The 14012-nt window shown below is 67.4% G+C and carries 13 protein-coding genes; 3 read left to right on the forward strand and 10 right to left on the reverse strand.

Going from position 1 to position 14012, the window contains the following annotated elements; translation table 11 throughout:
* Positions 1-44: 44 nt before the first annotated feature.
* Entirely contained in the window at positions 45-1121 is a 1077-nt protein-coding gene (locus RQI43_RS07400) for a lysylphosphatidylglycerol synthase domain-containing protein (RefSeq protein ID WP_311274770.1), read from the forward strand.
* A gap of 7 nt (positions 1122-1128) precedes the next feature.
* On the opposite strand, the gene RQI43_RS07405 is transcribed toward RQI43_RS07400, so the two are convergent.
* From RQI43_RS07405 to RQI43_RS07450, 10 genes are all read right to left on the reverse strand, one after another.
* Positions 1129-1935, reverse strand: coding sequence for an SDR family oxidoreductase (locus RQI43_RS07405; protein ID WP_311274712.1), 807 nt, complete (start codon positions 1933-1935; stop codon positions 1129-1131).
* 143 nt (positions 1936-2078) lie between these two features.
* Positions 2079-2468 carry a glyoxalase superfamily protein gene (locus tag RQI43_RS07410; protein ID WP_311274713.1) on the reverse strand — a complete coding sequence of 130 codons (390 nt, stop codon included), beginning with the start codon at positions 2466-2468 and terminating at the stop codon, positions 2079-2081.
* 13 nt (positions 2469-2481) lie between these two features.
* On the reverse strand, positions 2482-3135 hold the full coding sequence (gene gmk / locus RQI43_RS07415; protein WP_056423771.1) for a guanylate kinase: 654 nt from the start codon (positions 3133-3135) through the stop codon (positions 2482-2484).
* 11 nt (positions 3136-3146) lie between these two features.
* The gene (locus RQI43_RS07420) at positions 3147-4025 is read right to left on the reverse strand and encodes a YicC/YloC family endoribonuclease (protein WP_311274714.1); all 879 of its coding nucleotides are present in this window, start codon (positions 4023-4025) and stop codon (positions 3147-3149) included.
* Between the two features lie 262 nt (positions 4026-4287).
* Entirely contained in the window at positions 4288-5664 is a 1377-nt protein-coding gene (gene mltG / locus RQI43_RS07425; protein ID WP_056424433.1) for an endolytic transglycosylase MltG, read from the reverse strand.
* Between the two features lie 637 nt (positions 5665-6301).
* Complete coding sequence (fabF, locus tag RQI43_RS07430; RefSeq protein ID WP_056424431.1) at positions 6302-7561, reverse strand: beta-ketoacyl-ACP synthase II; 1260 nt, start codon at positions 7559-7561, stop codon at positions 6302-6304.
* A 93-nt stretch (positions 7562-7654) separates the two neighbouring features.
* Positions 7655-7891: an acyl carrier protein gene (locus RQI43_RS07435; RefSeq protein WP_018044468.1), complete on the reverse strand. Its 237-nt coding sequence runs from the start codon at positions 7889-7891 to the stop codon at positions 7655-7657.
* Positions 7892-8183: 292 nt separating this feature from the next.
* Positions 8184-8924 (reverse strand): 3-oxoacyl-[acyl-carrier-protein] reductase, encoded by a 741-nt coding sequence (fabG, locus tag RQI43_RS07440; protein WP_056423767.1) that lies wholly within the window; start codon positions 8922-8924, stop codon positions 8184-8186.
* A gap of 14 nt (positions 8925-8938) precedes the next feature.
* Positions 8939-9880, reverse strand: coding sequence for an ACP S-malonyltransferase (fabD, locus tag RQI43_RS07445; protein ID WP_311274715.1), 942 nt, complete (start codon positions 9878-9880; stop codon positions 8939-8941).
* A gap of 241 nt (positions 9881-10121) precedes the next feature.
* Complete coding sequence (locus RQI43_RS07450; protein ID WP_207410526.1) at positions 10122-10844, reverse strand: carbonic anhydrase; 723 nt, start codon at positions 10842-10844, stop codon at positions 10122-10124.
* 255 nt (positions 10845-11099) lie between these two features.
* Between RQI43_RS07450 and rpoZ the strand changes: the two genes are divergently transcribed.
* Positions 11100-11510: a DNA-directed RNA polymerase subunit omega gene (rpoZ, locus tag RQI43_RS07455; RefSeq protein WP_019904660.1), complete on the forward strand. Its 411-nt coding sequence runs from the start codon at positions 11100-11102 to the stop codon at positions 11508-11510.
* Positions 11511-11689: 179 nt separating this feature from the next.
* The gene (locus RQI43_RS07460) at positions 11690-13927 is read left to right on the forward strand and encodes a bifunctional (p)ppGpp synthetase/guanosine-3',5'-bis(diphosphate) 3'-pyrophosphohydrolase (protein WP_056423761.1); all 2238 of its coding nucleotides are present in this window, start codon (positions 11690-11692) and stop codon (positions 13925-13927) included.
* The last annotated feature ends 85 nt before the right edge of the window (positions 13928-14012 follow it).

A 14012-nucleotide genomic window follows, 5' to 3' on the forward strand; every position in this document is an offset into this window, starting at 1 on the left:
GGATCGTCGGCCTTGGCGCTCGTCCATTCCACAGGGCTGTACCGGTGACGCGCCGGGTCGTGGCGCCTCCTCCCGCCCGTACGGGCGCCGTGAGGCACGTTCTGCGATACCTGCCCGTCCTGGGCACGGTACTCGGCCTCGTCCTGGCGATCTGGCTGGTGGCGACCCACGATATCGCCTCGGTGACGGATGCCTTCGGGCGGATCGGGATCGTCGGGCTCGCCGGCATCGTGCTGATGCGCGTCGTCATCCTGTCGCTCTGCGGTCTCGCCTGGGAGCGGGTGCTGCACCGGCTCGCGGCCACCGCCGAGGCGGGAGCGTTCCTCATCCTCCGTTTCGTGCGGGACGGGATCAACGTGCTCCTTCCTGTGGCCTCCGTCGGGGGTGACGTCGTCGGCGGGCGTCTCCTCACCTTCTGGGGAGTCCCGGGCAAACTCGCTGCGGCCTCGATCCTGGTGGACATGCTGATCCAGGTCGGCACGCAGGCCCTCTTCGTGCTCATCGGCGTCGCGCTACTGATGCAGATGGAAGGCGAGTCCGCCGCGTCCCTCGCGGCCTGGGCCCTGCGGGCGCTCGGCGTCACCGCCATCGTGCTCACCGCCTTCTTCGTCTTCCAGCGCAGTCCGCTCATCCGGGGTGTCGAGCGCCGCATCGCGGAGCTCGCTCGTCGCTTCCTGCGCGACCGGGAAGAGGCCGTCCCCGGCTCGGCGCCTGACGATGCGGGCGTTCATGGCGCTCTCGATACGGTCTGGGCCCCGAAGCGCTGGCTCCTGCTGTTCCAAGGCGTCGTCCTGCACCTTCTTGCCTGGATGCTCGGTGCCACTGAGATCTGGATCGCGCTGACCTGTATGGGCGTGGAGGGCGTGGGCCTCGCGGAAGTCATCATCATCGAGGCCTTGAGCCAGGCCATCAAATCGGCGGCCTTCCCGGTGCCCAGCGGATTAGGGGTTCAGGAAGGCGGGTTCGTCCTCGTGGGCGGCCTGTTCGGCATCGATCCCGGAACCGCCATCGCCCTATCGCTGGCCAAGCGCGTGCCCGACGTGGTGCTCGGCCTGCCGTCCCTGATCCTGTGGCAGACCCTCGAGGCCCGCCGCGCCACGATCCTGCCGCCGCGCGGCTGAACCCTTCTCAGGTCGAGATCGTCGCCACCGATCCGCCATCGACGCGCAGATTGGCGCCGGTGACGAAGCTCGCTTGTTCGGAGCAGAGGAACGCCACGGCCGACGCTACTTCCTCCGCCCGTCCCCGGCGCTTGGCCACCATGCCGGGGCGCTCCTCGTCGAGGAAGCTCGCGATCGCCTCATCGAAGGAGGTCCCCTTCTCCTCGGCGCGCTTCTTCATCATAGCGTCGGTCATTGGTGTGGCGATGAAGGCGGGGGAGACGGTGTTCACCAGGACGCCATCCGGCCCATAGGCCTTGGAGAGACCCTTGGCGAGGCTGAGGATTCCGGCCTTCGCCGCGCAATAGGGCAGTTCCTCGACATAGGGCTGCACCGCGTCTTCGGAAGCGAACAGGACGATCCGCCCCCACCCGGCCTCGCGCATGCCGGGGATGAAAGCGCGTGTTACCCGCACCGCCGCCATCAGGTCGGTCTGGATCGTCTCCAGCCAATCCTCGTCGGTCAGGTCCAGGAAGTCGCCCGTAGCCCCGGTGATGCCGGCGGCATTCACCAGGATGGTCGGGGCCGCACCGAAGGCCTCGCGCGCCTTGATCGCCAGCGCTTCGACATCGGCCCGCTGTGCCAGATCAGCGACCACCGCCACAATGGTACCGAGGCCGGACAGTGCGGTGGCCGCTTTCTCCAAGGCCTCCGCGACCTTATCGCTGAGGATGACCTTTGCTCCCTCCTTCAGGAGCAGCTCGGCCGTGGCGTAGCCGATTCCGGAATCGCCCCCGGTGACGACGGCGACCTGTCCCTCGATCCCGAAATCCATTGCTCGCTCCGCTGGCCGCGTGGGTCCGACCGGGGCGACACGTTCTCCGGCCGGTCATGTGCGGGCCAACCCTGACCGGGCCGGGGGTGTTCCGGGCTACGCGACTGTGACGGATCGGGCGAGCGTCCGGCGACCGCGGTGACCTACGGCTCCGCAGGATCTTCGCAGAAACGCAGGGTGTTGCCGAAAGGGTCGGTCACCGTCATCACCAACCCCCAGGGCAGGTTCTCGATGCCCGGCTTGGCATGGACGTAGTTCCGAGCGCTGAGTTCCGCCTGGAAGGCGTGAATGCCCGCCATCCGCACGAAGGTCGTGGAGCCCGGCGTCGCATCGCCGTGATGGCCGCTGAGATGCAGGATGAGACCGGCGCGCGACACCTGGGCGTAGAGCGGAAAGTCGGCGTCGAAGCGATGCTCCCAATCGACGCTCAAGCCGAGGAAGTCGACATAGAACTCGCGCGCCTTCGCCTCGTCGAAGATGCGCAGGATCGGGCAGGTCTGGTCGAAGCGGATGGTCCGGTCGGGTGTCGACATCGGGCTCGGCTCCTTAGGCGATCCTGTCGGGCTCGGCCAGAAGCCCGTCGACGAAATCCGACAGGCCGGTGTTGCGGGCGCGCTTGAGGCGCTCGGCGACGAGGATTCCCTGGAGCTTTGCGAAGGCGTCGTTCAGGTCGTCGTTGACGAGGACGTAATCGTACTCGTTCCAGCGCTGGATCTCGACGCGGGAATTGGCGAGGCGCTTCTCGATGGTCTCGGGCGAATCCTCGGCTCGGCGTTCGAGGCGGTGTCGCAACTCGGCGAGGCTCGGCGGTAGTATGAACACCGTCACCACGTCGTCCGCGAGCTTCGCCCTCACCTGCCGCGTGCCCTGGTAATCGATGTCGAAGATCATGTCCCGGCCGGCGCCGAGCACCTTCTCCACCGGGCGGCGCGGCGTGCCGTAGAAATTGCCGTGGACCTCGGCCCATTCGAGCAGGTTGTCGGCGCCGCGCAGGGCGTCGAAGGCCTCACGGTCGATGAAATTGTAGTGCTTGCCGTCGATCTCGGAGGGCCGGCGCTGTCGCGTCGTCACCGAAATCGAGAGATCGAGCCCCCATTTCGGGTCGCTGGCGACCGCGCGGGTCAGCGTGGTCTTCCCCGCTCCCGAAGGCGAGGACAGGATGAGGATGAACCCGCGCCGCCCGATCGTCGTGGCCTGCATGTCCGAAAAACCTACTCGACGTTCTGAACCTGTTCGCGGAATTGCTCCACCACGGCCTTCAAGTCGAGTCCGATCCGCGACAACGCGATGTCTCCGGCCTTCGCGCAGAGGGTATTCGCCTCGCGGCCGAGCTCCTGGGCCAGGAAATCAAGCTTGCGGCCGATGGCGCCGCCCTTGGCCAGCAACTCGCCGACACTGTCGAGATGGGCGCTCAGACGGTCGAGTTCTTCGCGCACGTCGGCTTTCGCGGCGATGAGGACGGCCTCCTGGTGCAGACGGCCGGGATCGAGCCCGCCGGCCTCCATCAAGGCGGCGATGCTCGCGGACAGGCGCGCCTTCACCGCCTCGGGCTGGCGGCCGGGGCAGGCCTCGGCGGCCTGGCGGAGGCGGGACATGGCGACGAGCTGCCCCTCGATGATGGCGCGCAGCTGGCGCCCCTCGGCGCGGCGCGCTTCCACGAGGTCGGCCACGAGCCGGACCACGCCCTCGGCGAGGTCATGGGCGAGGCTGTCCGATTCCACCGCCGGCTCTTCGTCGGATTCGATGACGCCGCGGATGCCGAGCAATCCGTCGAGGGAGGCCGGGGCGAGCCCTTCCGGGCGCGGCACGCGCGCCGTGGCGGCGGCGAGCTCGGCCAGCAGGGTTTCGTTGATCCGCACCCGCGCCTTGGTCTCGGGCCGGGTGAGGTTGAGCGAAAGCTGGCACTGACCCCGCGTCAGGGTCTTCTGCAGGGCGGTACGGGCAACCTCGCCCACCGCCTCCAGGCCGTTGGGCACGCGCAGGCGCACGTCGAGCCCGCGCCCGTTCACGCTGCGGACCTCCCAGGCCCATTGCACCGGGCCGGTGGTGCCGGTGGTGCGGGCAAAGCCCGTCATGCTAGAGAGGATCATGGTCGAGAGCCGTGGTCGAGAAAGGCGGTCGGTCGCCGAGTTTCCCCTCTCCCCGCCGGGCGGGGAGAGGCCTGTCGGCACCTCGTCGTGCCGACAGGAAGCGCAGGCGAAGCCGGAGCGGCGGTGAGGGGGTACATCCGGACGAGCCTCTTCCGGCTCCGTCCCCTCACCTTCGGCTGCCGCCTCGCCGCGCCGACAACGGGGTCGTCGCGGCCCTCTCCCCGCGTGCGGGGAGAGGGTATGCGCGCGGCGGGCGTGCGTCTCATTGCGGCTTCAGCGCCGGGACGCTTTTGGCCGAGTTGAGGTCGAAGGTCTTGTTCCGAAGCGGGTCGAGCTTGGTGCCTTCCGACGCGTCGAAGGCTTTCGGCCGCGGGGCCGACGGGTCCGGGGCGCCGCCGGCGAAGTTCGTGCCCTCCGGCGCGTAGGCGGAGGCTCGGCCCGGCACGCTCGACGGATCGGTCGGAGGATCGGCCTTGTCCACGGGGGCGGCGTCAGTGGGTACCTCCTTGCGGGCGCGCTCCACCTGGCGCCAGCGGGCGACGTTGCGCGAATGGCCTTCCAGGCTGTCCGCGAAGGCGTGGCCGCCGGTGCCGTCGGCGACGAAATAGAGGTCCTTGGTGCGCGACGGGTTGGCGACGGCCTCGAGCGCGGCGCGGCCCGGATTGGCGATCGGCCCCGGCGGCAGGCCTTCGATGACGTAGGTGTTGTAGGGCGTGGCCCGGTCGATCTCCGAGCGCTGGATGCCACGGCCGAGCGTGCCGCGTCCGCCTACCAGACCGTACACGATGGTGGGGTCCGATTGCAGCTTCATGCGCTTGTTGAGGCGGTTCACGAACACCCCTGCGACGCGGGGGCGCTCATCGGCCCGGCCGGTCTCCTTCTCGACGATGGAGGCCAGGGTCACCATCTCGGCCGGGGTCTTCACCGGGATCTCGGCCGAGCGGCGCAGCCAGATCTGGTTGAGCACCTCGCGCTGCTTGGCGCGCATCAGGTTGACGATCTGCTGGCGGGTGGCGCCGCGCTCGAACTTGTAGGTATCGGGCAGGAGCGAGCCCTCGGGCGGGATCTCGTTGATGTCGCCGGTGAGGATGTCGTTCTCGTTGAGACGCACCACGATCTGTTCGGAGGTCAGCCCCTCGGGGAAGGTGATGGCGTGCTGCACCTGCCGGCCGGTGGATAGGGTTTCGATGGTGTCGCCGATGCTGGCATGAGCCTTGAACGTGTACTCGCCGGCCTTCAGCGCCTTGCCCGAGAAGCGGGAGGCCCATTCGAACAGGGCGGTGTGGCTTATGACGCCCTCCCGGCTCAGAGCCTCGGCGATCTCGGAGGTGCCGCTGCGCGGCGGGATGACCACGACCTTGTCGGCGGCGAGCGGGCCGGGCTCGCGGATCTGCCGGTCGAACAGCGTCACGCCGATCATCGCCGCGATGGCCAGGATGACGGCGGCGGTGAGCAGGCCGCTGATCGTGCTGAGCAACCCGCCGCGCTCTCGCACCGGACGGTCCGGCGGGGGCGGCGCGGCCGTGGGCTTGATCGCCTCGCTGGGGCTGCGCGGGGACGCGCGGTTCAGCTGTGCCGGCTCTTCGGAGGGGACCGGAAACGGCGCCGGGTCCGGATTTTTGCGCTTGCGGAAGAACATGGACATCCTGTTCGGGCCTCGCCTCTCGCCAACCTCTTCTCGGCCCGACGATGCGGTCGTCGTGTTGTCATGTCCGACCGGGGGCCATGCGTGCCACGAGTCTCAGGCAATGAGGTGCCGGTGCATGGGTGGACCTCCCGGATGGAGACCACAGGTTCCGTGCGTCAAACCTGACTACACCCGGGCGGCCGGGTTATACGAGACGGAGTGAACCGGTTTTGTGGCAAAAAGGCGTATTACCGCTCCATCGTCACGGCCCCGCCCCCGTTGCCAACAGCCCTTTTGCGTGAACCTCACGAGGCGTTCGAGGAAGGCCCCCGCCTGCCGCTCGAGCAGGCGATACGAGGCCGGGGCGATCAGGATCTTCGCCGTGAGCGAGATGACGAGGTTAGGGAGCAGGTGGAGCGAGGAGGATGCATCACCGCTGATCTAGGACGCGCGCAATAACGAAAGCTACCATGCGGGAGTAGACTTTCGCCCACGGGCGACTGGTTTCGGCTTTGCCGTCCGTTTCCGACGAATGTCGCTATCGATGGAAAACAAGACTTTCGGCTGGGGACCAACGGGTCAAACTGCGTTGGCCCTTACTGGGTCCGCCGTCCCTCTTCCCGATCTTGCCGGTGACAGCCTTCCGCCGTCAGACCCGCCGCATTACCAGCGACGCATTCGTCCCGCCAAATCCAAAAGAATTCGACAGCACGACATCCACCTGCTTGCGCTTGGCTTCATGCGGCACGAGGTCGATGGCCGTTTCCACCGACGGTGTGTCGAGGTTCAGCGTCGGCGGCATCACGCCATCGCGGATGGTGAGGATCGAGAAGATCGCCTCGATGGCGCCGGCCGCGCCCAAGAGATGCCCCACCGCCGACTTGGTGGAGGACATGGCGGCCTTGGCCGCGTTGTCGCCGAGCAGGCGCTCGACGGCCTTGAGCTCGAGCTCGTCGCCCATTGGCGTCGAGGTGCCGTGCGCGTTGATGTAGTCGATGTCGCCAGCCGAGATGCCGGCGCGTTTCACGGCGGCGCTCATGCAGCGGAAGGCGCCGTCGCCGTCCGGGGCCGGCGATGTGATGTGGTAGGCGTCGCCCGTGAGGCCGTAGCCGACCACCTCGGCATAGATCCGAGCGCCGCGCGCCTTGGCGTGCTCGTATTCCTCCAACACCACCACGCCGGCGCCTTCGCCCATGACGAAGCCGTCGCGGTCCTTGTCATAGGGGCGCGAAGCTTTGGTTGGCTGGTCGTTGAAACCTGTGGAGAGGGCGCGGCAGGCGGCGAAGCCCGCGAGCGCGAGGCGGTTCACCGGAGATTCGGCACCACCCGCCACCATGACGTCGGCATCGCCGAACTGGATCAGCCGGGCCGCGTCGCCGATGGCATGGGCGCCGGTGGAACAGGCGGTAACCACCGCGTGATTCGGCCCCTTGAGCCCGTGCGCGATCGAAACCTGGCCCGAGGCGAGGTTGATGATGCGACCGGGAATGAAAAACGGCGAGATCCGCCGCGGCCCCTTGTCGTGCAGGGTCACGGAGGCGTCGTAGATACCCCCGATCCCGCCGATGCCGGAGCCGATCATCACGCCGGTGGCGCATTGATCCTCGTGGGACTTCGGATGCCATCCGGCATCATCGAGCGCCTGGCCGGCGGCGGCCATGGCGTAGACGATGAACGGATCGACCTTGCGCTGCTCCTTCGCCTCCATCCACCGGTCGGGATTGAAGGTGCCGTCGCTGCCGTCTCCGAACGGGACCGAACAGGCGATGCGGCAGGCGAGATCGGACACGTCGAAGGCTGTCACCTGCGACGCTCCGCTATCTCCCGCGATCAACCGGCTCCAGGTGGTCTCGACGTCGCTTCCCAGCGGCGTCACCATGCCTAAGCCCGTCACCACAACCCGACGCATCGCGTTATCCCGAACCGGTCCCGTCATCATCATTCCAAACGGCGCGCGGGGCGATCGAGCCCCGCTTGTCGATGCGCCTTTTGCCCCTCGCGCTTAGGCGGAGTTCTTCTCGAGGAACTTCACGGCGTCGCCGACCGTCTGAATGGTCTCGGCGGCATCGTCGGGGATCTCGACGTTGAACTCTTCCTCGAACGCCATCACGAGCTCGACGGTGTCGAGGCTGTCGGCGCCGAGATCATCGATGAAGTTTGCGCCCTCGACTACCTTTTCCGGCTCAACGCCGAGGTGCTCGACAACGATCTTCTTCACGCGCTCAGCGATATCGCTCATCGTTCTTGGTCCTTAGCTATTCGATCGTGATGGTGAAGGCGCCGTGGCCGCCATCCCGCTTGTGAGGATTTTGAAGGCGGCCGGTGTCCGATCGCGCGTGGCCTTGAGAACCCGCAACACGCAGAACCGTCAACCCCCCTCGCACGGCAGCCGGGGTGGTAGCACAGGGTTTTCGTGCTGGCGAGGGGCGGTTCACAAACCGTTCATCGCTGTGGCTTTTTCGAGCGAAGGAACACTTATTTTTCGTGTGCAGTGCAGCAAAGCGCTCTGCGTCAAGGCAATAAAAGACGCCTCAATACATCGCCATGCCGCCATTCACGTGCAAGGTCTGGCCGGTGACGTAGCCGGCCTCGGCGGAGGCGAGATAGACGGCTGCCGCGCCGATCTCGTCCCCGGTGCCCAGGCGGTTCATGGGCACGCGGGTGAGAATTCCCTCACGTTGCTTCTCGTTGAGCACATCCGTCATCGGCGAGGTGATGAAGCCCGGCGCGATGCAGTTGACGGTGAGGTTGCGGGTGGCGACCTCGGCGGCCAGGGCCTTGGTCATGCCGACGAGGCCGGCCTTGGCGGCGGCATAGTTCACCTGGCCGGGATTGCCGGTGGCGCCCACGACGGACCCCACATTGATGATACGGCCGTTCCGCCGCTTCATCATGCCTTTCACCGCCGCCCGAGAGAGCCGGAACGCCGCGGTGAGGTTCACGGCGATCACCGCATCCCACTCGTCGTCCTTCATCCGCAGCATGAGGTTGTCGCGGGTGATGCCGGCATTGTTGACGAGGATGTCGAGGCCGCCCATCGCGGCCTCGGCCGCCGGCACCAGGGCCTCGACGGCATCCTTGTCCGACAGGTTGCCGGGCACGAGGTGGACGCGCTCGCCGCCGAGTTCGGCGGACAGGGCTTCCAGCGCCTCGGGGCGGGTGCCGGAAATGGCGACGATGGCACCCTGCGCGTGGAGCGCCTTGGCGATGGCGCCGCCGAGGCCGCCGGTCGCGCCGGTGACGAGAGCCTTGCGGCCGGTCAGGTCGAACATGGGCAATCCTGTTGTCAGCTGAGCGTCGGGAAGGCGGCGACGTCGTCGGGCGTGCCGACGGGAGCCGCGGTGGAGCCGGAAGCGATCCGCTTGACGAGGCCGGTGAGCACCTTGCCGCTGCCGATTTCGTAGAACTGGTCGATGCCGGCGGCCGCCATGGCCTCGACGCATTCGCGCCAGCGCACGGTGCCGGTCACCTGCGCGACGAGGGCCTGCCGGATGGCGGCGGGCTCGACGACCGGCGAGGCCAGCACGTTGGAATAGACCGGGACCAGGGGGGCCTTCATGGCCACGCGGGTCAAGGCATCCTGCATGGCCTCGGCGGCCGGCGACATCATCGAGCAATGGAACGGGGCGGAGACGTTGAGCATCACCGCACGCTTGATGCCGCGCGCCTGGGCAATCGCCACCGCGCGCTCCACCGCGGCCTTCCCGCCCGAGAGCACCACCTGCCCGGCGCCGTTGTCGTTGGCGACGTCGCAGACATCTCCTTCGGCGGCTTCCGAGGCGATGGACAGGGCCAGCTCGGCATCGGCGCCGATCAGGGCGGCCATGGCCCCGGCCCCCGGTGCGACCGCGCCCTGCATGGCCTCGCCGCGAATGCGCAGGAGCCGGGCGGTATCGGAGATCGTGAACGTCCCGGCGGCGGCGAGCGCCGTGTATTCGCCGAGCGAGTGGCCGGCCACCGCCGCCACGTCGCGAACGAGATCGAGCCCGCGCTCGGCCTGAAGCACGCGCACGACCGCGAGGCTGGCCGCCATCAGGGCGGGCTGCGCGTTGGCGGTGAGGGTCAGTTCTTCCGTCGGTCCCTCGAACATCAGCGTCGAGAGGGACTGGCCCAAGGCCTCGTCCACCTCATCGAAGACGGCTTTCGCCTGGGGGAAGGATTCGGCCAGGGCCCGGCCCATGCCGACGGCCTGGCTGCCCTGGCCGGGAAAGAGGAATGCGCGCGCCATGTTCGTCGAAATCCTTTGCCACGTCGTCGCACGGGAAAGGGCGGCGCAGTCGCACCGTGTGCAGCAGGTGTCAACACGAGCGGAGACGAAGCGATGGACGAATACCGGTCTCGACCGGGGTTGAGACCGCGATGTCGGTAATAAAGCCGCGCTTTTTCTCTCGCGCCGCCATCGCCGGACGCCCATCACCGAAATGCGGGCGTCCGATGATGGGCGCGTGCCGGTTTCCGATAAATCCGTCTCAGGCCTCGTTGAAGAAATCCACCGTGCCGGTGTCGAGGCTGTAGGATGCCCCGACGATGCGCAGCTTGCCCGCCTTCAACGGGTCGAGCAGCGCCGGCTCCGAGGCGGTGCGCATGCGGTTCACCACGCGGTCGACATTGGCGCGTACGCAATTCTCCAGGAAATCGCCGGGCTTGCCGCGCACCGAGAGCACCGCCGGAACGATCGGTTCAATCATCCGGCCGATGGAGCCCGGATAGACGGTGTTGTTCTCGACCACATCCGCCGCGGCCTGCACAGCGCCGCAGCGGCTATGCCCCATGACCAGGATGAGCGGCACGCCGAGCTGGGAGACGGCGTATTCCACCGATCCGAGGGCGGCGGTGTCGGCGGTGTTGCCGGCATTGCGGACGATGAAGAGTTCGCCGAGACCCCGCCCGAACAGGATCTCCGGGGAGACGCGGGAATCGGAACAGCTCACCAGCACGCAGAACGGGGTCTGCCCGAGGGCGATCTCGATCCGGCGCTCACGCCCTTGCACCGCGCGGACGGGGCTGTCGGTCTTGTAGAGCCGGTTGCCCTCTTTCATTAGCTCCAGCGCCTGATCGGCCGTCAGGTCCGTCTTCTTGGTGGACGGGCTGGCCGCCAGACCGAGATTCGGCATGGCGGTGGCGGCGAAGGCCGCTGCGCCGAGATGGCAGGCACAGCTGAACAGGCCGCGGCGGCTGAGCGTCTTCGTCATGAGGTTTGGGCCCTCTTCAATTCCCATGCGAAGGCTCGCACGAGCTTAACCGTGCCACGCATAACCGGGGGGCAGGGCGCTGTCGCCCGGGCGATAAGCAGCGGCCTCGGGCGGGAATGGAACGCCGGTCCCGAACGTGCTGCCCGTGGAGGCGTCGGGGGCAATATGCCGGTCGCGCTTGTTGCGCCACGCGAGGCGGTGTAAGAGGCGCGTTCAATCATACTATTCCCGGTCCTATGGAAGGAGCCTCTGCGCATGGCTCGCGTCACCGTTGAAGACTGCATCGACAAGGTCGAGAACCGCTTCGAGCTCGTCCTGCTCGCGAGCCACCGTGCCCGCCTGTTGGCCGCCGGGGCGCCGCTGACGATCGACCGCGACCGCGACAAGAACCCCGTCTGCGCCCTGCGCGAAATCGGCGACGAGACCATCACCGCCGACGACCTTAAGGAACAGCTGATCCATTCGATGCAGAAATACGTCGAGGTGGATGAGCCCGAGGCCGAGACGGTGCCGCTGCTGTCGAGCTCGCCGGCTGCCGCCGCCGTCGCGCCGCAATCGTCCAGCGATGACGGCGCCGTCCAGTTCGACCGGATGAGCGAAGAAGATCTTCTGCGCGGTCTCGAGAACCTCGCTCCTCCGACCGAGACGGACGAAGAGGCCGAGTGATCGGACGACACGTTTATTACTGACGATCCCGCGAAGACCCGGCCCAGCGCCGGGTTTTTCGTTTTTCGGGGCGAGAAACCGGTGTCATGCGGCGCCATGGGTCTGGCGTGCCCGGCCGCGATGCGGGACAACATGAGACAGAGGTGGGCAGTGACGATGAGTGAAGGGTGTTGCGGCGGATGATGCGCCAGTACGAGCTCGTCGAGCGGGTGAGGCGTTACAACCCCGCCACCAACGAGGCCCTTCTCAACCGCGCCTATGTCTATGCCATGCGGGCTCATGGGACGCAGAAGCGGGCCTCGGGCGATCCGTTCTTCGCCCATCCGCTGGAAGTCGCCGCGATCCTCACCGATCTCCGGCTCGACGACGCCACCATCGTCGCCGCCGTGCTGCACGATACGGTCGAGGACACGGCAGCCACCCTCGACGAGATCAGCGAGATCTTCAGCCCCGAGATCGGCGCCTTGGTGGACGGGCTGACCAAGCTCAAGCGCCTGGACCTCGTCTCGAAACGTGCGGCGCAGGGCGAGAACTTCCGCAAGCTGCTATTGGCCGTCGCGGCGGACGTGCGCGTGCTGCTGGTCAAGCTCGCCGACCGCCTGCACAACATGCGCACGCTTCATCACATGAAGCCGGAGAAGCGCGAGCGGATCGCCCAGGAGACGCTGGATATCTATGCGCCGCTGGCCGGCCGCATGGGTATGCAGGAACTGCGCGAAGAGCTCGAAGACCTCGCGCTGCGCAACCTCAAGCCCGAGATCTACGCGACGATCACCCAGCGGCTCGCCGACCTCGCCGTGAAATCCGAACGGCTGGTCGAGAGCATCGAACGGGACCTGACCGCCAAGCTCGCGGCCCAGGGCATCAACGCCGTCGTCACCGGGCGGCAAAAGCGGCCCTTTTCCATTTCCGCCAAGATGGAGCGTAAATCCGTCGCCTTCGAGCAACTCTCGGACATCTTCGGATTCCGCATCATCGTGGAATCCCTGTCCGAATGTTACGGGGCGCTGGGTGTCGTGCACACCACCTGGCCGATGGTGCCGGGTCGCTACAAGGACTACATCTCCACCCCGAAACAGAACGATTACCGCTCGATCCACACCACCGTGATCGGGCCGAAGAGCCAGCGCGTCGAGCTGCAGATCCGCACTGCGGCCATGGACGAGATCGCCGAATACGGCATCGCCGCGCATGCCCATTACAAGGAATCCGGCGGAAAGGACGAGATCGGCGGCGTCCATCCGCGCCTCGCCACGGAAAGCGGCGCCTATCAATGGCTGCGGCGGACCATCGAACTCCTGGCCGAGGGCGACAGCCCGGAGGAATTCCTCGAACACACCAAGCTCGAACTGTTCCAGGACCAGGTGTTCTGCTTCACGCCGAAGGGGCGCCTCATCGCCTTGCCACGCGGCGCGACGCCGATCGATTTCGCCTATGCGGTCCATACCGACGTGGGCAACACGGCGGTGGGGGCCAAGATCAACGGCCGCATGGCGCCGCTGCTGATCGAGCTCGTCAACGGCGACGAGGTCGAGATCGCCCGGGCCGATGGACAATCGCCTCCGGCCGCCTGGGAATCCCTCGTGGTCACCGGCAAGGCCCGCGCCGCGATCCGGCGCGCGACCCGCTCGGCCGTGCGCCGCCAATATGCCGGCCTCGGCCGCCAGATCCTCGATCGTGCCTTCGAGCGGGCGGCCAAGAACTTCTCCGAGGACAAGCTGCGCGGGGCGCTTCCTCGCCTCGCCCGGCAGAGCACCGAAGACGTGTTCGCGGCGGTGGGCCGGGGCGAGATGTTCTCGGGCGACGTGGTCCGCGCGGTCTATCCCGACCACAAGGACGAGCGCCGGACGGCGCCGGCAGCCCTGCAGCAGCCAATGGACGGGGGCGCCGGTCGCCTCAGCCTCGCCAAGGGGCAGGCCATGCGCCTCACCTTCCCCGAGGGCACCGCCGATATGGGCCGGCCGGATGCCATCCCGATCCGCGGCCTCGACAACGACCTGCCGGTGAGCTTCGCGCCGAACGGGGGCGCGGTGCCGGGGGACCGCATCGTCGGTATCCTCACCCCCGGTGTCGGGGTCACGATCTATCCGATCCAGTCGGCGGCGCTCGCGGATTTCGACAACGAACCGGCACGCTGGCTCGATGTGCGCTGGGATGTCGAGGCGGGGGGGAGCGAACGTTTTCCCGCGCGCCTCGCCCTGCAATCGATCAACGAGCCCGGCGTTCTGGCCCAGATCGCGCAGGTCATCGCCGACCACGACGGCAATATCGACAACGTCTCGATGAAGCGACGCACCCAGGACTTCACCGAGATCGTGATCGATCTTTCGGTCTGGGACCTGAAGCACCTCAACGCCATCGTCGCCGAGCTGCGCGGTAAGCGCACCGTGAGCAGGGTCGACCGCGTCAACGGCTGAGCGTCCGTACCCCTCTGGGCGCGTCGTCGGCGCGCGCCTTGCGCCAGGTGGCCCGCGCTGCCACAAACGCGGCCCTCACTCGCTA

The sequence above is a fragment of the Methylobacterium sp. WCS2018Hpa-22 genome (assembly GCF_031843785.1).
Classification (GTDB): Bacteria; Pseudomonadota; Alphaproteobacteria; order Rhizobiales; family Beijerinckiaceae; genus Methylobacterium.